This is a genomic window from Micromonospora sp. CNZ295, assembly GCF_004217535.1.
On the sequence record NZ_SHKZ01000001.1, the window covers coordinates 4034957 to 4056216 of the forward strand.

Genomic DNA, 21260 nt, shown 5'->3' on the forward strand with positions numbered 1-21260 from the left:
GTCGCTCGTCCGGGCTCATGACAATTGTGAAGCTGTCGGTGCTGCTTGAAGCGTTGACTCTGCGAGGGCCATGATCGGGCGGCACGACGGGTTGCTCGTCGGACTCCGTCAGTGCGCGGACTTAATGAACCGGACGAAGGCGGTCCAGGGGGTGGGGGAGAAGGTGAGGGCGGGCCCGGCCGGGTCCTTGCTGTCGCGTACGGCGACGAGGCCGGGGAGGTTGTTGGCGACCTCCACGCAATCGCCGCCGTTGCTGCCGCTGCGGGTGCTCTTCCGCCACTGAGCGTTGGCCAAGTCAGCCACGGTGGACCTCCCCAATGATCTTGTTGATGAGTTGCCTCGATTGTGCCTCATCATGCGTCAGATCATCGAGGCTCGCCCACACCTGCTCGTAGGCTGCGTATTCCTCCGGTCGGTCCAGGTAGAGCGCCCCAGTCCACGACTCGCAGTAGACCACCGGCGGCTCGGGCGTGGTCCGCTTGCCGGGTGGGAAGTCCAGGATGACGAAGGTTCCCGCCTCCGCGCCTCGATGGATCCCGGCGGTTAGCGGAAGCACCCGCACAGAGACGTTGGGTAGCTCCCCGGTCTCCAACAGGTGACGAAGCTGGTCAGCCATGGTCGCTGCGTTGCCGACCGTGCGGAGCAGCGCTGCCTCAGCCAGGATCACTTCCAGCTTCGGCGCGCGGGGGAGCCGTCGGTGAAGCAGGGCCTGCCGCTGTAGCCGTACCTCGACCAGGCGCTCCCGCTCCTCTTCCGTCACTTCGTGCCTGTGCTGATAGACCGCCAAGGCGTAGGCACGTGACTGAAGAATTCCAGGGATCAGCGCTTCGTCGAAGCGACGGATGAACGCTGCCGCGGATTCGAGGCCGACATACAGCTCGAACCAGTCGGGGATGGCGTCGCCGTAGGAGTGCCACCAGCCCTTGGCTTTGGTTTCGTTGGCCAGGGCGACGAGGGCGGTGGTCAGCTCGGGGGTGGCGGCGTACAGCTCGCACATGGCCTTGACGTCGACGGCGCGGGTGGGGCCGAGGCCGGTCTCGATGCGCCACATCTTCTGCCGGCTGCACTGCATGGCCTCGGCTGCGCCGTCGAGGGTCATGCGGGCTTCGGTGCGCAGGTCGCGTAGTGCTCGCCCGAGCTGTCGCCTGGGGACTGTCGAGCCCATGTCGTCGGCCATCGGCCACCCCTTTCGTGTTGTGTTTTGTTACATTCGGACGCCATCGGTGAAACGTGGAACGGTTGCCTAAGAAGTGGTTGCCCTGCGCTTCGTGCTGGCAAAGCGACTTACGCGTCTGACCATACAAGACACCCCCGACAACAGTCATCACCACGCAATTCCCATAGGCGGCTAATCGTGCTTGCCTCTTCCAATACGCAACACTGCTGGGCCTTCCCCTGGAACGTCTTGCGGCTCCGACAAAGAAAATCGACGCAGGTCAGGGAAATCGTGGCGGTACATGTTGCTGGTCCACCGGAAACTGTCCCAGGATGACCAGTGCGGCGGCCGAGGTGACCCCGGATCGGCCGCCGCACTCTCCAGACAACCCCTCGCCGACCAGCCCGGATGCCGTACCGCTGAGCGAAGCTGCGGCGTCCGGGCGGGGTGGGTCCGCCCGTGCGGGGAGGGCGGGTGGACCCACCCCATCCACGACCAGGAAGGCAGGCACCGATGAGCGTCCGCAACCAGAGGCCGTTCCCGGAGGGCGGTGGGACGACGTACCGCTCCCGCGCGTACCCCAGTCTGCTGCCGTGGCAGGTGCGTGAGCGCCGCTTCCCGCCCGCCCGGCTCGGGCGCCGCGGCCTGAACCCCGATGAGGTGTACGCCTTCCTCGACCGGGTCGCCGTCGACATGGCCGCCGTCTACGACGCGCTCGCGCAGAGCCGGCGGGAGACGCTGCGGATCAAGGTCGCGCTGCGCCGGTGGCAGTCCGAGCAGGCCGAGGGCGGTCGCCGGTGAGCGGACGGTACGTGATTCACCTGCCCGTCGTCGCCGCCGACCTGCCGGCCGCGCAGCGCCTGGCCCGGGTCGTCGGGCGCTGGATCACCGTGCTGCCGATGATGGACCCGGGGGAGATGACCGTCTCGGAGGAGGACAAGCAGTTCCTGCGGCACCGCGTCTTCTGCGACCTGCGGATGCCGGGCGGTCGGCGCTGCGTGCTCCGCGACGGCCACGACGGCGAGTGCTCCCGCCGCCTGCGCCGCTGATCTGCAACGTTAACGGGATTGTGTCGTGAGAAGTGAGCAGCCATGAAGGTACGAGAAGCCATCACCACCGCCGGCGGCCAGCGGGCGAACGAGGACCGCGTCGGCCACCGCGGCACGCTCGCCTGGGTCATCGACGGCGCCACCGATCTGTACGCCGACGCGGCGCTGCCCGCCGACAGCGACGTGCAGTGGCTTGTCGACACCTCGGTGACCGCTTGACCCGGGCCGGTGCCGACGCCTACCGAGGTTCCGCCGCGAGCCTGCTGACGTCGATCGCTGCGGAGGTGGCCCACGAGCAGGCGGTCCTGTCATTCCCCGCGAGCAGGGTGCCGCCCGCCTGCTCGATCGCCGTCTGCGTCGACCAGGGCACCGGGTACGACCTTGCCCGCATCGGCGACGCCACCGCAGTGGTCGCCGGCGCCCGCGGGTGCACCTGTCCACCGACTACTTCGACCGTCGCGAAGCAGCAGCGGTGGCGACGGGTGAGGGCGAGGCGGATCGGGTCGTTGCGGCAATGCACCGGCGACGGCTGCACACGATGACCTCCGGTGATGTTGAGTCGGTCTTCTCGGGGCACCCGGATCGGCGGCTGCGCCCCCACACCGCGTGCGGCGACTGGGCCGCCACCGAGTGCATTCTGCTGTGTACCGACGGGTTCGCCCGGCTGATCACCGACTACCGGCTCTACCGGTCGTGGACCGAGGTCATGACCGACGCGCGTGATCGGGGGCTGCACTACCTGGAGAAGCTGATCCGGGATGAGGAGAACGCGCCAGGTGGTGGCGGTGGCCGGTTCAAGCGGGCGGACGACATCGCAGCTCTCCTGCTTACTCCCAGCACACCAGAGGAAGGACTGCCCCCATGACCGAGCGACCGCCATATCTGATCGAGAGAAGCCCGGGATACTTCGAATACCAGCTACCCATCTCGGTCAAGCTTGTCATCGACCACCACGGCCGGGTGCCGCTGCTGCGCAACGAGCGTGACGAATGGGAACTGCCGGGCGGCAAGCTCGACGTCGGCGAGACTCCCGAGGAGGGGGTCTGCCGGGAGGTCGCCGAAGAGCTCGGCCTGACCGTCACGCAGGTCGACATCATCGACTCCTGGGTGTACGTGATCACGCCGGTGCGGCACGTCTTCATCGTGAGTTTCGGCGCCACGTACGTCGGCGACGAGGAACTTGTCCACTCGGCCGAGCACAAGGAACTCGGCCTCTTCGGCTACGACGAGATTCCTGATCTGCGCATGCCCGAGCCCTACAAGCGCACCATCCGCCGCTGGCGCGAGCGCCGACTGACCGGACCAGCGGTCCCGACCTGCTGAGGGCCGGGCAGGTCGGCCGGCTCGCTCGCGCCGCACGGACGTTCACGATCCTATGTGCCCTGAGCAGTATCGGCCGCTCCTTCGACCTGGCGGCAGGAGAAGCGTCCATCAGTCGAGCATCTCCAAGACGATTGCCCCGATCTCCGGAGTGGCCGGGTGGCCCGCGAGTGCGGCTCGAACCCGCCGACGCAATGTCACGAAGTTCGCGCCTTCAACCAGGTGAAGCCCGGCGACAGTCTCAGATTGCTGCCATCCAAGGTCCGCGAGTCGTTGGTGCATGGCGTTCGCGTCATCGAACTGGGGGATGGGCAGCTTCCACACGTGCTTGTCGATGTCGCGCTCGTCTTTGCCGTAGGACATCATCGGCCGGACAAGTTCGGTCAGCGCGCTGCTGTTCAGGATCGCCGAGAGGAAAAGGCCCTCCTCGCGGGTGGCGATCGGAGCCCAGTAGAGCTTGTGTTCGATGACCGCGGTCGGGTCGTCGACGATCGCGGCGGCGACGTGCATCCCGGAGGCCGAGTAGACCAGCCGCAGCGGCGGTGCGGGAAGTTGCGCGGTCAGCTTGTGCCGGAAGTCGAGCTGCTCGCCCAGGGTGAGGCGCGCGTTGCTGCGGTGCTCCTCCCAGACGGTTTCGGCCTGTTGCCACCATTCGGCGAGACCGAAGTAATAGTCGAGCCGGGATCCGGGCCTGGTCATCAGCGTGGAACCGTCGAGCGGTAGCACCGCCTTCTTCGCCGGCAGGATCCGGTACGGCAGCAGGCACTCGCCGAGCAGCACGGGTCGGATGAACTCGCTCTCCACGACGCCTTCGAGTGCGGGCAGCTCCTTCCACGGGGCCTTCTCCAGGTTGCTGCGCGCCGAGCGCACGGAATGGCGGCCGGCACCGAGACCGAGTCGTCCGCCGGAATCCGTCTCGACGAAGAAGAGCAGCTTCGGCACGATCGTGGCGCCCTGAGTGAACCGTGGCTTGTACGGCGACTCGATAAGCGATCCGCCGGCGATCAGCTTGGCTGGCTCGCGGGTGACCATCGGCTCGACCTCGTGCCAGGATCGGGCGTTCGCCGGCACACGTCCCGTCCACCGCTCGGTCGCCACGGGCAGTCGGCGGTAGGTGCTCAGGGTGGCCCGTTCGCCGAAGACGACACCGGCACCGCGCGGGAAGGGATGGGGACGTAGACGCCGCAGGTCCCAGGAGCCGGTGAAGGCGACGGCGGTTGGCTCGACCGTGTCCTCGTACCATCCCCTGCGGAAGCCCGCGAAGTACTCTCGATCGAGCACCGAGTTGGGCAGGACAAAGGCGAACGAACCGTCGTCGCGAAGGTACTGCTGGATCGCTCGGGTCACGAAGAGAGCCGAGAGATCCTGGTTCGTGGCGAATTCCCGGCCGTGCCACAGCCCGCGGTCCCGGGAGAGTTCTCTGAATCGTGTCTGCATGTCCCGAGGCATGTGGCGGTAGGAGAGCCAGGGCGGGTTGCCGATGAGGACGTCCACGCGGTTGCCGTCCATCGCGAGCCAGACGGGTCGGGCCAGGTTGCGCAGGTAGTAGCTCCAGATGTGGTCGCGGCCCTCGTCGTGCAGCCGGCACATCGCCTCGAAGGTGCCGCGAATCATCGGCTGGTCATCCGGCCGGATCTGTTTGTGATGAAAGAACGCAGCCAGCGACGGCGGGTTGTCCGGATCTCGTGGTTTTGCCGCGACGCCGGCGAGCCCCGCGACGATCTGATCGAAGCGGCTCGGCTCGTCGAGCAGGCGTTTCGGGAAGCGGAGCCACTCCTCGACCTCGCTGGCGTTGTAGCCGGCGCTGATCCGTACGTGCTCCTCGGTGAAGAGGTCGCGCCGCTCCCGCCACTGCATGCTGTCGCCGAGATAGACCGGGACGGTGATTGGGCCTCGCTGGTCGGTCAGCCGCTGGTGGCCGATGGCGAGCAGGTAGGTCACGCGGGCGAGCGCGACGGCGACCGGGTGCAGGTCGACGCCGACCACGTGGTGGGTGAGTTGCGTCAGCGCGGCATCCAGCGGCACCTGCGCCGTCTCGGCGGCGGCGAGGTACCGGCGTACGGCGTGGAAGAGGAACGTGCCGGAGCCGCAGGCGGGGTCCAGCACCCGCTGCTGTAGCGGATCGGTGACGACGGTGTCGACCAGGTGCTCGGCGAGCCAGTCGGGCGTGTAGTACTCGCCCATCCGCTTGCGCGTCTCGGGACCGATCATCGACTCGTAGAGCACCTTGAGGATGTCGTGGTCGGCCCGCAGCCAGTCGAACCGGGCCAGCCGCCTGGTGAGTCCCTGGATGAACTCCCGACCGCCGGGCACCTCGGTGGTCCAGCCGAAGAAGTCGTGCTCGACCACGCCCAGGATGCGGGCCTTGTCGAACCGCTGCCCGGTGATGAGGTCGTGCGGCTGCAACTCCAGGGCGTCGATGCCGACCACCAGGTGCGCGATGATGTACGCGCTGTTCATCAACAGCGTGTGCTCGACGAAGAGGTCCGGGTCGTCGACGAACTGCGTGCCCAGGGCGCTGTCCAGCAGCTCCGCCCACAGCTTCCGTTTCAATTTCACGGTCGGCAGCTGCTCGTGCTCCGCGTAGAGCGCGGCGAGCGCGGCGCGATCCAGCTTGTGAGAGGTGCTCTGTGCGCCGAGGCGGCGTGCCACCTCGCCGGGAGCAGCCCGGACCCGGTGGCTCGTCGCCAGCACGCCTTCCAACCAGTAGAAGAGGGCCATGCCGTCGGGGCGGGTCGTGGCCAACGTGTAGGTGTCGATGAGGGCCATCCGGTCGCCGGCCAGCTGGTATGCGCGCCAGGTGCCGCCGTCGGTGAGAATTCCGACGTATCGCTGGCCGCTCTGCAGGCTGCGCGACCGGACGTAGCCGCCGAGCTGCCGCTCGGCCTCCAGCAGCGGACGCCCGGTCTGGAGGCGTCGCTTGACCTCGATGATGGTGTAGCCGACTTCGATGTCGATGCGTCGGCCGCCGCCGGCCGGGGCTTCAAGGTCGACGTCGAGGTGGGAGTCGGAGAGCCCGAAGTCGCCGGCCAGCAGGAGCTGGCGGATGTCGGCCTGCAGGGTTGCTTCGCTGCGGGTGGCACGCCGGTCGGCGATCCGCGCCAGCAAGGGCTGCAGTGCCGGGGGAAAGCCGTCGGGCGCGCGCACCGGCGACCGGGGTGCGGAGTGGCGGCTCCGGCTTCCGTCTGGCGTACCGTCCGAGCGGGCCATATATCAGTCTGGATATTGCGACTGCCGAATCCAAGAGGTGATGAATCACTGTCGGATTATGGACATCTCACTTACAGTGATCTGGCCGGGCTGCGCCAGGCGCGAAACGTGATCCACCTGCCCGCTGTTGCCGCCGACCTGCCGGCTGCGCAGCGCCTGGCCCGGGTCATCGGCCGGTGGATAACCGTGCTGCCGATGACAGACCCCGGGGAGATGACCGTCTCCGAGGAGGACAGGAAGTTCCTGCGGCACCGCGTCTTCTGCGACGTGCGGCTGCCGGGCGGCCGGCGCTGCGTGCTCCGCCGGCCACGACGGTGAGTGCTACGGCCGCCTGCGCCGCTGATCCGCGGGTGCTGCCTCCCGTCGCGCGCCGGTCGAGATCCCCGAGCAGCGACATGACTGAGCGGCATGATTATGACTGGCAGTCATACTGCTCAACCGGGACATGCCTGCCTCGAGCGACACGCCGATGGCGGCACCGCGCTTGGTCGCATCAGCCAACGCCATCTTGGAGCGTCGACTCGATGGCCCGGCGAAGTGCCGCCGCTCGGGCGTCCGGAAAGCCGGTCAGCCGCTCGACCGCCTCGCTCCACCACCGGTGTGCCTCCTCCGGGCGCCCGGCATCGTGTAGCGCCGCCGCGAGGTGATCCAGCGTCAAGGCGAGCTGCCAGTCATCCCCGAGCTGCCGGTGGACCGCGGCCGCCCGGAGGTGGAAGGCAATAGCCTGGTCCGGCTGCCCCAGCTCCCGGTACGCCTCCCCGGCACCGTCCAGCGCCATCGCCTCCCGGCTGCGGTCACCCAGTTGCCGTTGGATGGTCGCTGCCCGGTGCACCGCCTCCAGCGCCTCGGCGGGGCGGCCCACCGCACGCAGCACCCGCGCGTACTCGACCAGCCAGTGCGCCAGCCACACCGGGCTGCCGCGTTCGGCGATGGCGAGCGCCGCCTCGATCGCGGCGCGGGCCTCGTCGGTGCGGCCGAGCTCCCGCAGCGACATGCTGAGAAAGAACAGCGAATTGCCCTCCTGGCCCCGGTCATCGATCTCCCGCTGCACGGCGAGCGCCTGCTCCAGCAGCGTCACGGCGTCGGCCAGCTCGCCGAGTTCGTACTGCGTCTCCGCGAGATTGCTCAGCAACAGCGCCTGCCACCTCCGGTCGCCCCGCCGGGCAAAGATGTCCAGGCTCTCGCCGAACCGTGCCAGGGCGTCGGTGAGACGGCGATGCCGCAGCGCCAGCAGACCGAGCGCATTGATCGACACGGCGGTGCCGTGCTCGTCGCCGATCTCCCGCCGGATCGCCAGCGCGGCCCGATGGTGTTTCTCCGCCTCCCTGAGTTGGCGAGCCTGGAAGTGTGCTTTCCCCAAGCTCTCCAACGCCTCCGCCTCGCCACTGCGGTCACCCAGCGAGCGAGCCGCGGCCAGGCCGATCCGGGCGGTGGCGAACCAGGAGTCGAACGCGTTCTGATGCATGAAGACGCTGCGCAGCAGGACCGCCAGGTGCCAGGCCACCCGTGGCAACCCGGCCCCGGCCGCGATACGGGTGGCGGCGACGAGATTCTCCTGTTCGAATGCGAACCACGCGTCGGCCTCCGCAGCGGTGGCGAAGGCCAACGGGGTGACGTCGGCGAGCGGTTCCAGTCGCACCGACCGGTAGAACGGAAGGGCACGGCCCAACGCGGCGTCCGCCGTGTGCAGGTACCAGGTGAGGACCCGGCCGAGCGCCGCCCGGCGGCTCTCGTCGCTCTCCAGGTGCCGGACCTGGTCCACCGCGTACGCGCGCAACAGGTCGTGCAACTGATAGCGGCCGGGTGCACTGTGCTCAAGCAGGTGCGCGCCGACGAGCGCGTCGAGTGGCTGCCTGACCTCCGCCACCGACAAACCAGCCAGCGCGGCGGTGGCCGGGGCACTGAAATCGGGGCCAGGGTGCAACCCGAGCAGCCGGAACAGCCGCGCGGTTGCGGCATTCAGGGCCCGGTAGGACCACGCGAAGACCGTGCGTACCGCGTCGGCCTCCTCGCCGTCCTCGGCGGTGAGGGCGTCCCACAGGGCCGACTCGTCCCGCAGATCCTGGATCAACTCGGCGAGCGGCATGAACGGCCGCCCCGCCGCCCGCTCGGCGGCGATACGCAGCGCCAGCGGCAACCTGGCACATAGACGGGCCAGCTCGGCGAACTCGCCCGGGTCATCGCCGCTGCGGTACCCGGCGGTCACGCCCTGCAGCAACGTCACCGCGTCGTCCTCGGACAACATGCGCAGGCTCAACCGCCGGCCGCCGTCGCGGCTCACCAGACCGGACAGCATCGTCCGGCTGGTGACAATCACCAGGCAGCTGCTCGTGCCCGGCAGCAGCGGACGCACCTGCCGGACAGTGGCGGCATTGTCGAGGACGACCAGGACGCGTCGGTCAGCCAACCGGGAGCGGTACAGTGCCTCGCGGTCCTCAATGTCGGTTGGTACGGCGGACGGCGGTACGCCCAGCGCCCGCAGGAAGCGGTCGAGTACCTGCTCGGGCCGGCTGGGCTGGCCCGGATCGTAGCCACGGAGGTTGGCGTAGAGCTGGCCGTCCGGAAACCGGTGGCGTACCGCGTGCGCCCATCGCAACGCCAGAGCCGTCTTGCCCACGCCGGCGGTGCCGCAGATGACGAAGAGGCTTGCGTTGACCGCCTCGTCGCCGAGCAGCCGGTTCAGCGCGCGCAGTTCCTCGACCCGATTGACGAAGCCGCGCACGTCACCGGGCAACTGGCGGGGAGGGGGGTGCACCCCGGACGTGTCCCCGGAGTGGAAGTGCACCCCGCCGTAGACGTCGCGGGCCTGGACGAGGTCAGCGGGGCCGGACAGCGCGGACCGGTTGACATGTTCCGGTTGCCGTCCGTCCGTGCCCCCGCCGACCATTGGTCAGTCCAGGCGCGGAGGCTCCAGCGGCGCCACCGCTCGCGCGAAGTACTCGTCCAGCGGCTCACCATCGGCGTACAGCGACTCGATGAACTCCTGGCACCGCCCCACCACAGCCGGATTGCGCCACCGCCGGGCCGCTTCGAGCACGCCGTCGGCGTCGTAGATCGCCTCGTACATGACGTCGGTGCCGAGGGTGTAGATCTCCGGCAGTGGCCCGTCGGCCTCCGCGGCGACGACGCGGGCCGGACCCACCACCCGGGTCAGGCCGCCGTACTCGTGCCGCAGTCGCAGCACGTGCAGCTCCCATTGCAGGTACGCGGTCAGCGGCTCCTGCACCACCCGCACCCGACGAGTGGCGAACCCACTGTCGGCGATACGGCGGTAATAGTCCTCGAACTCGGGACGTCGGGCGTCGAGAATTCGCAGGGACTCATCCCAGTGGCCCGCGGCGAACGCCTGCCAGCCCTCGTCGTTGGGCTCCCTGAACGTCTGTTGCCGTTCCAGCTTCCAGAAGCCCGGCGGACCGGTCTTCCAGAACCGCTGCTCGAAGTCGGCCCAGTAGTCGTCGAGGGCCAGCAGTTCGCCGGGATCTCCACCGAGGAGGTCACGCATCAGGGATGTCCACCTTCGCCGCGATCATGGTCGATCGAGGGATGATGATAAGCCGCTCACCCGGGTCGACAGAAACTCCGTCCGGCAGCCGCGCTTGGTATGTCTCGGTGAGGTCCTGGCCGATAACCGCAATGTCGCCGTTGCTCAACTCCCAGATGTCAGGACAACTGCCGTCGCCGGAGGTGTTGCCCAGCTCGTGCGACGACTTGCCCCAGCGGCGACTGAGCTCGGCGGACGGGTCCGCCTGCCAGCGGTGTGTGCTCATGCCGACCCCTCAGGAATCGTGTTGGTGTGGACACGCATAGTAACATCGAGGTCGCTTGATCACCCTTCTGTTCGTCTCAAGATTCGAGGATCACAGTGGACGATCCGCTCATGCTCGCAGCGGCGACGACGCTCGTCGCCTGGGCCGCCACCAACCTCGCCGAAGGCGCACGGTCAGCCGTGACCGGGCTGACCGAGTTTCTGCGTCACCGGTTCCGGCGAGAGGCCGCGTCGCAGGAGATCGTTGAGATCGCTCTGGGCGAGGGGAGGCCCGATGCGGTCCACCGCCTCGCCGCACTACTGCAACAGGAAGCCGTCCGCGATCCCGACTTCGTTGCCGAGTTCCGCGCTCGCTTCGCGCAGACCCAGGCTGTCGTCGCGGCCAGCCCGGGAAACGTTACAAACAGCGTTTCCGGCGGCGTCAGCGGGTCGACGGTGCAGGCGCGCGACATCCACGGCGGCATCTCTTTTGGCGCCAGCCCCACCTGACATCAGAGGCCGGACGGCGGCAACTGGCCAGGAAGCTCGGAGGTGAGCCTTGTCCAAGGAACGTAACGGTATGCTTGCGCTTGGAGGTCAAGCGACCTTCAACTGCTCGTCGCCGAAGTCAGCGATCAGTTTGAGCGTGCCGCCCAGAGCAGAGATGTAGCGGTTCAGTACCTCCTGGGTGGACACGTCGCCGCGCTCGATCTGGGAGACGCGTGCGACCGTCACACCCATCCGGTCGGCTACCTGCTCCTGGGTCAGGCCGCGCCGCTTGCGCATCTCGGCGAGCCGCCAACCGCGAGCTTCATCGAGCATCTGCCCGACGGCAGCGTCGAAAGCCTCGCGTCCGCCGGCGGTCTCCACCGCGCGGTCCAGATGGCCAGATTCTCGCCAGCGTCGAACCTCGCTCATGATCCTTCCTCCCTCTCGCGTTCCTTGAGATACGTTGCGTACAGCTGCTCCGCCTCGGGAATCGCGTCTCGATACCAGCGTCTCCACTGACCCGACTTGTCGCCAGCAACCAGGAGGACTGCCGACCGCCAGGGATCAAGCGCGAACAAGATCCGGATCTCGGATCGACCCGTAGACGGTGGCCGCAACTCCTTCATGTTGGAGATACGCGAGGCTGTTACGGTGTCGACCAGGGGGCGGCCCTCTGCCGGACCATTCCGCTCGAGGACGAGGATCGCCTGATTCACGAGGCGGTGACAGTCTCGATCTGACTCGTAGAGATCATCGAGGAATTCCTCGACCTGGGCGGTCATCAGGATTTCCCACTCCACGTGTCCCCCTTTCGACCGAAGCCGACTCAAGAATATCCTAAACCTCGCACACGCGTTGTCAGTGGGTGTCGCCTGCAAATGAGGTCAGCTCTCGGGGACTTCGGCGTGCGTGGTCTCCACGCTGAAGCCGTCTGCGTACGTGTGGTGACCGACTACAGGAAGGCGGCGCGTGCACGTCGTCGTCGCTCCAGCAAAGGGCGGACGGTGACGGGGTGTGGCAGCGCGGGCATCGTGAGTGGCAATCATCTGACAGCACTCACCTCTGCGTGACGAGACGATGGCGCTATGCCTCGGTATCGTGCGCGCCGTAACAACAACAGGCTCTGCAAGACGCGGGTGAAGGAGCCTGGGAGGCGCTGCCGCCACCATGTCGGGATGCCGGAGGCGGGGCCGCGGCACCCTAAGGATCGGAGATCCCCTCGACCATCCACATCTTTGCGCCCCCGGGCTGGTCGCCGAGGAACGCGGCGAGGCAGAGGCGGCATCACGGCGGCACAGGAGCGCCGTCGCCAAGAGCGCGTCGAGAAGGCCGCCGAGTACTGCGTCGCGGTGCTCAACGACGGATGGGCCAGTGTCGTTTCCGCGCGCGCCGGCGAGTATGCGACCGAGGAAACGTGGAACAGGTTGTTCAACCATCGGCGGCGGAGGCGGTGCAAGCGTCTGGCGCGGATGGCGGCGGCGATTCTGACTGGTAAGAAGATGCTGAACGAGCTGGTAGGCGCCATCGCGGCCCGGCTCGCCGCTCTCCTCGGCGGTGACCGAGTCGTGCAGGCGTTCCGCTCGTCAACTCGCGTCGAACATCCCGCTGCCTACAGACGCCAAGATGGTCGCCACAGCGCGAGGTCTGCAGGTGACCGGAGTGCTGTTGTGCCTAGTACGGCAGCCCGGGTTCGTTATGTAGATGACCGGCGATGAGTTCAGCTGGGTCGGGGCTGGTCGGCGTGTCTGCGGGCATGGAGGCGGCCGCCGGTTGATCATGCACTGTTTGTGAGGACAAGTGAAGATCGTGCGGCGGCCGCTGGGCACAGCGTAGATGCCGAGGGATGGCTGGCGGAGTTCGACACCGGGTTCGCGTGGATCGCGGGCCGGTTCTTCCGGGTCGAGCCGCGCCGGCAGGCCAGGTCGTTCCTGCTCGGGTTGTTGTCGGATGTGGACAGACGGTCGTGTTGGCAGTTGGCTGAGCAGGCTGGGGATGCGTCGCCGCATGCGATGCAGCGGCTGTTGGGGGAGGCGGTGTGGGACGCCGACGCGGTCCGTGATGACGTACGGGGCTATGTGATCGACGCGTTGGGCGACCCGGGCGGGGTGCTCATCTTGGATGACACCGGTGACCTGAAGAAGGGTGTGTAATGCCGAGTTCGGCATTACACACCTTATGACGAGCCGGTGGTTATGCCGCGTTGCTCGTGAGCCATGCTGGTCAGCGCGCTGATTCTTCGGCGTCGCGCGGCATTACGCAGCGGTTGTCCGTCGTGGTCGAGGGTTTCTCGTGTCTGGTCGATGGGTCCATCGACAGACAGGAGAGGATCATGGACGCGGAGGATGTGAGACGGCGTCGCCGTCGAGTCGTGGTGCAGGGACCGCTCGCGCCGTTCGTTGACGGGCTGCGCGAGGACTTGGCGGGGCAGGGGTTCTCGCCGGACACCATCGTCGATCATGTGCACCGGTTGGCGGATCTGAGCCGCTGGCTGGTCGAGCGTGGTCTGGTCACGGGTGAGTTGACCAGCGTGGTCGTGCGGGAGTTTCAGCAGGAACGCCGGTCAGTTGGTGTCCGGGCCGGGACCAGTGAACGGGCGTTGGCGCCGGTGCTGGGGTATCTGCGCCGGCTGGGGGCGGTCCCGCCGCCTGCGGTGATTGCCGCGGTGGCGCCAGTGGATGTGCTGTTGAGCGAGTACCGCCGGTACTTGGAAGACGAGCGCGGGCTGGCCGCGGGCACGGTGAAGCACTACCTGCGATGCGCTCGGACGTTCTTGACTGGGCTGTCCGGGCCGCTGGAGGAGGCGCTGCTGGGGCTGTCGGCGGGGCAGGTCATCGACTTCGTGCGGGACTGGAGCACACGGCGGCGGAGTACGGCGTTGGACATGGTGACGCTGCCCGCGTTGCGGTCGCTGCTGCGGTTCTTGCACCTGACCGGGCGCGTTCCGGCCGGGTTGGCCGGTGCGGTCCCGGCTGGGCGGGGTCGGCCCCGCAAGCTGGCCCGGCTGCGGGCGGCCGATCGCGAACAGGTCCGGGCGGTACTGGCCGGCTGTGATCGGGACAGCGCGGTCGGGCGTCGGGACTACGCGATCCTGTTGATGCTGGCCCGGCTGGCGGTGCGTGGCGGTGAGGTGGCCCGACTGGAGTTGGCCGACATTGACTGGCGGGCGGGCGAGTTGACCGTGCGCGGCAAGGGCGGCCGGGTCGATGTGCTGCCGTTGCCGGCTGATGTTGGCGCGGCGATCGCCGACTACCTGCTGCACGGCAGAGCGGCCACCGCAGCGCGGAACGTGTTCATCACGGTGAAGGCGCCGTTCACCGGGTTGGCGACCTCGTCGGTGACCGTTCTGGTCGGTGCCGCGTGCGGCCGGGCCGGGGTGTCCCGGTTCGGGCCGCACGGGATGCGGCACGCGGCGGCCTGCGATCTGCTCGCGGCCGGCGCGTCGATGGAGGAGATCGGGCAGTTGCTGCGTCATGCCCAGCAGCGGACCACCGCGATCTATGCCCGGCTGGACCAGGCCCGGCTGGCCGAGTTGGCCAGGCCCTGCCCGCAGGGAGCACCGCGATGAGGATGCGAACCTGGGCGCAGCAGTACCTGGCGATGCGCCGCAGTCTGGGTTTCAAGCTTCGCGGCGAGGGCCGGATGCTGCTGGAGTTCGCCGACCGGCTCGACCACAACGGCCAGAGGACCGTCACGGTTGCCGCGGCGCTGGGATGGGCGAGCGAGCCCAGCGGCACCACTACCGCGCACCGGCAACGGCGGCTGGCGGTGGTGCGCGGCTTCGCCCGCTACCTGGCGGCATTCGACCCGGACTGCCAGGTCCCACCGCCCGGGCTGCTGCCCGGCCGGGCGCATCGGCCGACTCCTTACCACTACTCGGCTGAGGAGGTCGCGGCGTTGGTGCACGCCGCGGGAACGATCGCCGCGCCGCTGCCCGCGGCCACGATGCAGACCTTGATCAGCTTGCTGGCCGCCAGCGGTCTGCGGGTGGGCGAGGCCCTGGCGCTCGACCGCAGCGAGGTTGACGAGCACGAGGCGGCGGTGACGGTGACCGGCAAGAACGATCAGACCCGCCTGGTCCCGCTGCACCCCACCACGGCGCAGATGCTCGCCGGCTACGCCGCGCGCCGCGACCGGCTCTGCCCCACCCCGGTCTCGCCCGGGTTCTTCCTGACTGCCACCGGCCAGCGAGTCCAGCACCGCGGTGTTCACCAGATCTTCGCCAGACTCCTGGCCGCCGCTGACATCCACACTCCGCCCGGACGCCGCCGCCCCCGCATCCACGACTTACGTCATACCTTCGCGGTCGACGTCCTCATCGCCTGGTATGAGGCTGGTGTCGACGTGTCGGCCCGGCTTCCGGTGCTGTCGACGTTCCTCGGCCACAGCAGCCCGGAAGCCACCTACTGGTATCTGCAGGCCACTCCGCAGCTACTGGCACTGGCCGCGCAACGCCTCGACGCGGCAGTCCACCAGGACACGCCACCCGAGCGAGGCGAGGTGACCGGGCCGTGACCGCGCTCGCCCCGCTGCTGCAGGCGTTCTTCACCGACCGGCTGATGACCCAGTACGGCGCCAGCCCACACACCATCGCTTCCTACCGCGACACGCTGCGGCTGCTGCTCACCCACATCCACCAGCGGACCGGCAGGCTCCCCGCCCAGCTCGACCTGACCGACCTGGACGCCGTCACCATCGGCGAGTTCCTACACCACCTGGAAACGAAGCGCGGCAACGCCGTCGCCACCCGCAACAACCGGCTGGCCGCGATCCACTCCCTGTTCCGCTACGCCAGCCTGCACGCACCCGAACACGCCGACCTGATCAGCCGGGTCCTGGCCATCCAGACCAAACGGGCCACCACCACGATCGTGAGTTTCCTCAACCCCACCGAACTCGACGCGCTGCTGGCCGCACCCGACACCACGACCTGGCACGGCCGCCGAGATCACGCCCTTCTCGCACTGACCGCACAGACCGGACTACGCGTCGCGGAACTGACCGCGCTCACCGCCAGCGACCTCCAACTCGGCGTCGGCGCGCACGTCTACTGCCACGGCAAAGGCCGCAAGGACCGCTGCACCCCGCTGACCGCGCACACCGTCAGCGTCCTGACCACCTGGCTCACCGCCCACCGGCCAGCCGGCACCGACCCGCTGTTCGTCACCCGTCGCGGCACGCGGCTGTCCCATGACGCCGTCGCCGGCCTCGTCGCCAAACACACTGCCACCGCAGCTCGCACCTGCCCATCGCTGCAGGCCAAGAACGTCACCCCGCACACCCTGCGCCACACCGCAGCGATGAACTTGCTCCACGCCGGCGTCGACATCACCGTCATCGCGCTCTGGCTCGGCCACAAATCCCCAGCCACGACCCGCATCTACCTACACGCCGACCTGGCCCTCAAGGAACAAGCCATCGCCCGGACCACCCCGCCGAACACCGACCCCGCCCGCTACCAGGCCAGCGAGGACCTACTCGCCTTCCTCAAACAACTCTGACCTGGCCCCCACCAGCAGTTATGCCGCGTCCGACGGTGAGGACCCGAACAACCACACGACATTCCCGTCGGCCGCGGCATAACCGCCGGCTCGCCATAAGGTGTGCACACCGTCGGGGTGCAGCGGCAGTACACCGGCACGGCGGGGCGGGTGGAGAACGCGCAGGTCGCGGTCTACCTCGCCTACGCCGCGCCGGGCGGTTACACGTTGATCGACCGGGAGGTCTACCTGCCCAAGGCGTGGACCGATGATCCCGATCGGTGCGCCGCCGCCGGCATCCCGGCTGACGTCGGGTTCGCCACCAAGCTCGTCCTGGCCCGGCGGATGCTCACCCGCGCCCTGGAGGCCAACGTGCCGGCGGCGTGGGCCACCGCGGACGAGGCCTACGGCGGTGACCGGCAACTCCGCCGCGACCTGCAAGACCACGGGATCGGCCACGTCCTCGCCGTGGCCCGCAGCCACCGGGTCACCGCCCGTCCGGCCGACGGCCCGCTGCGCGCCGACCGGCTCGCCGCCGACCTACCCGCCCGAGCCTGGAACCGGCTCTCCGCCGGCGCCGGGTCGAAAGGCGCCCGCGACTACGACTGGGCCTGGATCGCCATCACCGCGCCCGCCGACGAGACCACCGGGCAGCACACCCTGCTGATCCGCCGCCGGATCAGCGACGGCGAGCTGGCCTTCTACCGCTGCTGGTCACCCCAACCAGTCCCGCTGCGCGTCCTCGTCCGGGTGGCCGGAACCCGATGGTCCATCGAGACCTGCTTCCAAACCGGCAAGACCATCGGCCTGGACGAACCCCAGGTCCGCCGCTGGCACGCCTGGCACCGCCACGTCACCCTCGTCATGCTCGCCCACGCGATCCTCACCGTGATCGCCGCCCGCGAACACGCTCACCACCGGCCAGCCGACCACCAGTCGATCCCGATGACCCTGCCCGAAATCCGCCGCCTGTTCGCGAAGCTGATCACCAACACCGTCCACCCGATCAGCCACTGGCTGACCTGGTCACACTGGCGACGCCAACACCAAGCACGCGCCCAGACCAGCCACTACCGCCGCCGCGCGCGGCCAATGCATCAACACGCATCTACATAACAAACCCGGGCTGCCGTACTAGTCAACGGTGATGAGCTGACCAGATGTCAGTGCTTTATCGACCTCGCCTTGGAGGAAGCCAAGACCCAGGTCAAGAAGATCCTCCTCGCCGGGATGGAGGACTGGACAGCTCTGGCCCAGTTCCCGGCCAAACCCTCGGGGGTGGAGGCTGGCACGTACGGAGGCGCTGGTAGCTGACGTACGGCCAGTCGTCTGAGTCCGGCGAGGTCGTGCTTAGCGGGGACCGGTGTTGAGGACCCAGGCGAGCGGCCTGGTCGCGCGGACCGAGTAGTGTTCGCCGTTCAGGCCGTGCATGGTGACCGTCGGTGCCTGGTCCTCGTCGACCCCACGGCACCGTATCCACCGCGCTTGGTCACGGTGCCCACGCCCTCGGAGCCGGGGGGAACGATCTCGACTGCGAGGAGTACGTCGGCCACCGGCAGCAGGATCGAGAGGACTTGCTAGCCGTCCGCCGCCCCATGTCATCACCCCGGTCGGTCGGACCGGTGGCGCCGTTCAGGTCGGTTAGCAAGCCTTTACACAGCGATTGTTTCGTCTGCCTCCTCGGACAGGTGCGCGTGCTCGTAGAACCACCGAAGGTGCTCCACGAGCCCTGCGGCGGCACTGCCATCGGCGAGAACGGTCAGCGGGAAGCCGGGGCGTAGCGCGAGCTTCGCTGCGGCGATGTTCACGCCGGGGACCTGGTTGAGTCGTTGCCGGAACTGCTCGCGCAGCGTGGCATCGTCGAACGGTGCCCGGTTGATCATGTGTTGGAAGACCACCTCGACCTTCCCGCTCGGGTAGAACGTCACAGGCCAGATGTCGCCGTCACGGTGGCCGCGCTCGCGGGCCATGAGGAAGCAGGAGGTTTCCGCCGCGCCACCGTAAAGCAGTGTGCCGCCCATCTCGATCCAGCGGTCGAGCAGCGCCAGCGTGGCCTCGGCAACGGCCTTGTCCTGCAACACACCGAGCTGCTCGGCGAAGCGGTCAGCGCGGGACTGACCCTCACCAGGCCGTGGCCGCGGCAGCCGCCGAGGTAACTCGTCGGGTGCCAGTCCGACCAGCTGGGCCAGCTCATCAAGGTCGATGCGTTGGGTCTGGTCGGCGCGACCGTGCCGGTCGAACACGACCGCTTCAGCTTGCAACACCGCGACCGGGTCGTCCGGGCGCCCGTCGGGCCACTGGAACCCGGTCGCCATCGTTCCCTCCGCCTGCAGAACCCGATGTGCGTTGGGCACCGGGACCGAGCGCAGGCGGTTGCCGACCGGCTGGGGCGCGGTGCCGATCAGCGCGGCGAGGTCCCCGTAGGTCGTCCAGGAGCCGGCCGGCAGAGCGGCAAGAGCGGCCTCCATGAGATCCCAGCGCACTTCGGACTGGTCGGTCGCCTGGGCAGTGGGCCCAGGCCACAGGTTGATGATCCGCTCGGCGAGCGCATCGGCGCGGGCATGGATCTGCGGCCGTCCCCAGCGCTCGCAGGTGACGATGTCACGTGTGAGGCGAACTCCACTCTTGGCGAGCTCAACACGCTTGACCGCGAACGGACTGTTGCCCAGCTCCACGTTGTACCCGGTCAGAGTCAGGTTGCCCAGCGTGTGCTTCAGAGCGTCGTGCACCTCGGCGACGTTCTCGTGCGGTTCGAGGTCCGCTGCGAGCATGCGCTGCCACTCCGGGCCGATCTTCTGCGGTAGCACGTGCTCGATGGTCAGCTTCGCCAGCGTAACCGGCTCCTTGCTGCCGTACGACTCCTCAAGCCAGCGCAACACCAGCGAACGTTGCGCCGCCCGTCCGTTGGTGTAGAACGGCAGCGACCGGACGGCATGACGGACATCGCCATCCGTCGCGTAGTACTTTCGGCCGGCGGACAGGTAGGCGTGCACCGCCTGGTCGACCGGCAGGTCCTTGTCCATCTCCGTGACGATCGACAGCAGGTTTCGGTTGATGTTCGCGGTGGCACGGCCGATCAGCAGCCGCCGGACGAGGAAACTCTCCACGTAACGCATCGCGGAGGCGACCTCTGCGTCGGTCGCGGTGCCCAGGCTGCGCCGATCCAGCAGGTGCAGCAGAACCGGATAGACGGTGGTGGTACCCCAGGCCTGCAGCCGTTCCAGCCGGAACCGTACGTCCCGGTCCTGCTCCTTCTCGGGACGCAGGATGAGTTCCAGCAGGTTGCCGAGGCGGGCGAACCGGCGCACCTCGGCCTCGATCTCGTCCTCGCTGGTCAGCCGGTCCAGCCGCGCCTGCTGCCGGGCGTACGTGTCGCCCTGAGTGATCCGTGGGTCGCGGTGTACCAGGTCCAGCCAGAACAGGAGTTCCATCTCGGACGAGCTGAGCCGCTCCTGCAAGGGCAGCCAGTGCGCGTCGTAGATGGCCTGGCTGCGAGTCGGCAGCCGCATGAACAGGTAGTTGCGCAGCAGGTCGGCCTGGGTGAGCTGGAGGCCAGTGTTGTTCAGCGACTCGAAGATCCGGTAGACGTTGTCGTCGGCGTGCGCGACGACCGAGACCATCGCCAAGCCGAAGATCACTGCGTCTTCCAGACGCTGTATCTGCTCCGCGAAGGCCGGTTCCGCCAGCTTCTTGCGGAAAAACTGGTATGCGGCGCCGACCGCGCCCCCGCCGGCCTGTGCGGAGGAATCCACACAGGCCCGGTACGCGTCGAGGTCTGCCTGGGTGGGAACGAGCTTCAACCGTCTGCTGGGCGCGTACTTGTTGATCAGATACTGGTCGGTGAGGCGGTCGCGGTGCTCGTCGCCTTCGTTGGCCACCCGATGATCCCGGATCGCGCAGAGCAGGATGGAGAGGGTCGTCAACCGCTGCTGCCCGTCGACCACGAGGAACTCGGTGACCCCGGCGGGACCGTTGTCGGGACTGGGCGCCAGCACCAGCGAGCCGATGAAATGGGTCGTCTTCGGGTTCTCGGCTCGGTCCTCGGCGAGCCGGACGATGTCCTCCCAGAGGCGTTCCAGTTGATGGTCCTGCCAGGAGTACGTGCGCTGGTAGAGCGGCACTTGGTATTGCTTCGTCCCTTCGAGTAGGCCCTGCAGGGTGGTCTCTGCCGCTGCGACCATCCCTCACCGCTCCGCGAAGATGTGGATACCCGATGTCGGTCTGCCCGATCAGGCGAGATCGTGCTCCACAGGGTCGGTGTTGAGGACCCAGGCGAGCGGCATGGTCGCACGGACGACGTAGTGCTCGCCGTCCAGGCGGTGCATGGTGACGGTCTGTGCCTGATCCTGGTCGACCATCCAGTACTGCGGGATGCCGGCGGCGGCGTACTCGCTGCGTTTGGTCACGGTGTCGATGCCCTCGGAGCCGGGAGAGATGATCTCGACGGCGAGGAGCACGTCGGTGACCGGTAACCAGACACCGTCGGCCTGTGCCTTGCTCCACACAACCAGGTCGGGGATGCGGCCGCCGACGCCGCCGTGCCGCCCCGGGATGCGCAGCCCGACCGCCTGGGCGATCCGGTCCGCCGGGACACCGCCCTGGGCGAGCCACACCATGAGCCGGGTCGCGATGATGGCATGGGCGTATCCCGGCGGCGGCATGATCGAGAGGACTCCCTCGGGGCTGATCTCGTACCGGTGGTGTTCGTCCGCGGCCATCATCGCGGTGAGGTCATCGAGCGTCACGACCGTGGGCATGTGCCTGCCAACCGCCTCTGAGCTCATGTGGGCATCGTACCGGCCGGGAGCCTCGGA

At 68.2% G+C, this 21260-nt stretch carries 19 protein-coding genes and 3 pseudogenes; 12 read left to right on the top strand and 10 right to left on the bottom strand.

The annotated features are described in order from the left end of the window. Positions 1-108 precede the first annotated feature (108 nt). Both EV376_RS18950 and EV376_RS18955 read right to left on the bottom strand, forming a co-directional pair. Positions 109-303, bottom strand: coding sequence for a DUF397 domain-containing protein (locus EV376_RS18950; protein ID WP_130325093.1), 195 nt, complete (start codon positions 301-303; stop codon positions 109-111). Further along, positions 296-1177, bottom strand: coding sequence for a Scr1 family TA system antitoxin-like transcriptional regulator (locus EV376_RS18955; RefSeq protein WP_130325095.1), 882 nt, complete (start codon positions 1175-1177; stop codon positions 296-298). The genes EV376_RS18950 and EV376_RS18955 overlap by 8 nt, the downstream gene beginning before the upstream one ends. 492 nt (positions 1178-1669) lie before the next feature. Here EV376_RS18955 and EV376_RS18960 point away from each other — a divergent pair, with 492 nt between their 5' ends. The 5 genes from EV376_RS18960 (at position 1670) to EV376_RS18975 (ending at position 3528) form a co-directional block, all read left to right on the top strand. Next, a complete protein-coding gene (locus EV376_RS18960) occupies positions 1670-1957 on the top strand; it encodes a DivIVA domain-containing protein (protein WP_130325097.1) in 288 nt (95 codons plus the stop codon). Continuing rightward, positions 1954-2205: a hypothetical protein gene (locus EV376_RS18965; RefSeq protein WP_130325099.1), complete on the top strand. Its 252-nt coding sequence runs from the start codon at positions 1954-1956 to the stop codon at positions 2203-2205. Before EV376_RS18960 ends, EV376_RS18965 begins: the two co-directional genes overlap by 4 nt. A gap of 42 nt (positions 2206-2247) precedes the next feature. After that, entirely contained in the window at positions 2248-2424 is a 177-nt protein-coding gene (locus tag EV376_RS30255) for a hypothetical protein (RefSeq protein ID WP_165438031.1), read from the top strand. A gap of 253 nt (positions 2425-2677) precedes the next feature. Continuing rightward, complete coding sequence (locus tag EV376_RS18970) at positions 2678-3070, top strand: hypothetical protein (protein ID WP_130325101.1); 393 nt, start codon at positions 2678-2680, stop codon at positions 3068-3070. Next, entirely contained in the window at positions 3067-3528 is a 462-nt protein-coding gene (locus EV376_RS18975) for an NUDIX domain-containing protein (RefSeq protein WP_130325103.1), read from the top strand. Before EV376_RS18970 ends, EV376_RS18975 begins: the two co-directional genes overlap by 4 nt. Positions 3529-3636: 108 nt before the next feature. Here the strand turns inward: EV376_RS18975 and EV376_RS18980 are convergent, their stop codons facing one another. Further along, positions 3637-6672, bottom strand: coding sequence for an N-6 DNA methylase (locus EV376_RS18980; protein ID WP_207228210.1), 3036 nt, complete (start codon positions 6670-6672; stop codon positions 3637-3639). 153 nt (positions 6673-6825) lie between these two features. Here EV376_RS18980 and EV376_RS18985 point away from each other — a divergent pair. Further along, positions 6826-7078 (top strand): annotated as a pseudogene (locus EV376_RS18985) (hypothetical protein). Between the two features lie 150 nt (positions 7079-7228). Here the strand turns inward: EV376_RS18985 and EV376_RS18990 are convergent. The 3 genes from EV376_RS18990 to EV376_RS19000 are packed head-to-tail and all read right to left on the bottom strand — an operon-like array spanning position 7229 to position 10502. Next, positions 7229-9622 carry a tetratricopeptide repeat protein gene (locus EV376_RS18990; protein WP_130325105.1) on the bottom strand — a complete coding sequence of 798 codons (2394 nt, stop codon included), beginning with the start codon at positions 9620-9622 and terminating at the stop codon, positions 7229-7231. A 3-nt stretch (positions 9623-9625) separates the two neighbouring features. Next, positions 9626-10237 (bottom strand): DUF6879 family protein, encoded by a 612-nt coding sequence (locus EV376_RS18995; protein WP_130325107.1) that lies wholly within the window; start codon positions 10235-10237, stop codon positions 9626-9628. Beyond that, positions 10230-10502, bottom strand: a complete 273-nt coding sequence (locus EV376_RS19000) for a hypothetical protein (RefSeq protein ID WP_130325109.1) — start codon at positions 10500-10502, stop codon at positions 10230-10232. Before EV376_RS19000 ends, EV376_RS18995 begins: the two co-directional genes overlap by 8 nt. A gap of 95 nt (positions 10503-10597) precedes the next feature. Here EV376_RS19000 and EV376_RS19005 point away from each other — a divergent pair, with 95 nt between their 5' ends. Next, positions 10598-10990, top strand: a complete 393-nt coding sequence (locus tag EV376_RS19005; RefSeq protein WP_130325111.1) for a hypothetical protein — start codon at positions 10598-10600, stop codon at positions 10988-10990. Between the two features lie 87 nt (positions 10991-11077). On the opposite strand, the gene EV376_RS19010 is transcribed toward EV376_RS19005, so the two are convergent. Both EV376_RS19010 and EV376_RS19015 read right to left on the bottom strand, forming a co-directional pair. Beyond that, complete coding sequence (locus EV376_RS19010) at positions 11078-11398, bottom strand: helix-turn-helix domain-containing protein (protein WP_130325113.1); 321 nt, start codon at positions 11396-11398, stop codon at positions 11078-11080. Then, a complete protein-coding gene (locus EV376_RS19015) occupies positions 11395-11769 on the bottom strand; it encodes a type II toxin-antitoxin system RelE/ParE family toxin (protein ID WP_486482692.1) in 375 nt (124 codons plus the stop codon). Before EV376_RS19015 ends, EV376_RS19010 begins: the two co-directional genes overlap by 4 nt. A 1047-nt stretch (positions 11770-12816) precedes the next feature. On the opposite strand from EV376_RS19015, the pseudogene EV376_RS19020 reads away from it, so the two are divergent. The 5 genes and pseudogenes from EV376_RS19020 to EV376_RS19040 all read left to right on the top strand — a co-directional run. Further along, a pseudogene (locus EV376_RS19020) lies at positions 12817-13116 on the top strand (transposase); the annotation flags it as partial. A gap of 221 nt (positions 13117-13337) precedes the next feature. Then, entirely contained in the window at positions 13338-14534 is a 1197-nt protein-coding gene (locus EV376_RS19025) for a site-specific integrase (protein WP_165438021.1), read from the top strand. Next, the gene (locus EV376_RS19030) at positions 14531-15481 is read left to right on the top strand and encodes a tyrosine-type recombinase/integrase (RefSeq protein WP_130324601.1); all 951 of its coding nucleotides are present in this window, start codon (positions 14531-14533) and stop codon (positions 15479-15481) included. Before EV376_RS19025 ends, EV376_RS19030 begins: the two co-directional genes overlap by 4 nt. Next, on the top strand, positions 15478-16467 hold the full coding sequence (locus EV376_RS19035; RefSeq protein WP_130324599.1) for a tyrosine-type recombinase/integrase: 990 nt from the start codon (positions 15478-15480) through the stop codon (positions 16465-16467). Before EV376_RS19030 ends, EV376_RS19035 begins: the two co-directional genes overlap by 4 nt. Before the next feature lie 99 nt (positions 16468-16566). Next, positions 16567-17562: pseudogene (locus EV376_RS19040) on the top strand (IS701 family transposase); the annotation flags it as partial. A gap of 536 nt (positions 17563-18098) precedes the next feature. Here the strand turns inward: EV376_RS19040 and EV376_RS19045 are convergent. Together EV376_RS19045 and EV376_RS19050 are read right to left on the bottom strand one after the other, a co-directional pair. Next, the gene (locus tag EV376_RS19045) at positions 18099-20627 is read right to left on the bottom strand and encodes a GmrSD restriction endonuclease domain-containing protein (protein ID WP_130325117.1); all 2529 of its coding nucleotides are present in this window, start codon (positions 20625-20627) and stop codon (positions 18099-18101) included. Between the two features lie 48 nt (positions 20628-20675). Further along, positions 20676-21230, bottom strand: coding sequence for a Uma2 family endonuclease (locus EV376_RS19050; RefSeq protein WP_486482693.1), 555 nt, complete (start codon positions 21228-21230; stop codon positions 20676-20678). Positions 21231-21260 lie beyond the last annotated feature (30 nt).

Bases quoted from the DNA above. Each gene is read 5' to 3' on its own strand.
- EV376_RS18955 (WP_130325095.1), bottom strand. From the start codon at position 1,177: ATGGCCGACGACATGGGCTCGACAGTCCCCAGGCGACAGCTCGGGCGA.
- EV376_RS18960 (WP_130325097.1), top strand. From the start codon at position 1,670: ATGAGCGTCCGCAACCAGAGGCCGTTCCCGGAGGGCGGTGGGACGACG.
- EV376_RS30255 (WP_165438031.1), top strand. From the start codon at position 2,248: ATGAAGGTACGAGAAGCCATCACCACCGCCGGCGGCCAGCGGGCGAAC.
- EV376_RS18975 (WP_130325103.1), top strand. From the start codon at position 3,067: ATGACCGAGCGACCGCCATATCTGATCGAGAGAAGCCCGGGATACTTC.
- EV376_RS18990 (WP_130325105.1), bottom strand. From the start codon at position 9,622: ATGGTCGGCGGGGGCACGGACGGACGGCAACCGGAACATGTCAACCGG.
- EV376_RS18995 (WP_130325107.1), bottom strand. From the start codon at position 10,237: ATGCGTGACCTCCTCGGTGGAGATCCCGGCGAACTGCTGGCCCTCGAC.
- EV376_RS19000 (WP_130325109.1), bottom strand. From the start codon at position 10,502: ATGAGCACACACCGCTGGCAGGCGGACCCGTCCGCCGAGCTCAGTCGC.
- EV376_RS19010 (WP_130325113.1), bottom strand. From the start codon at position 11,398: ATGAGCGAGGTTCGACGCTGGCGAGAATCTGGCCATCTGGACCGCGCG.
- EV376_RS19030 (WP_130324601.1), top strand. From the start codon at position 14,531: ATGAGGATGCGAACCTGGGCGCAGCAGTACCTGGCGATGCGCCGCAGT.
- EV376_RS19045 (WP_130325117.1), bottom strand. From the start codon at position 20,627: ATGGTCGCAGCGGCAGAGACCACCCTGCAGGGCCTACTCGAAGGGACG.
- EV376_RS19050 (WP_486482693.1), bottom strand. From the start codon at position 21,230: ATGAGCTCAGAGGCGGTTGGCAGGCACATGCCCACGGTCGTGACGCTC.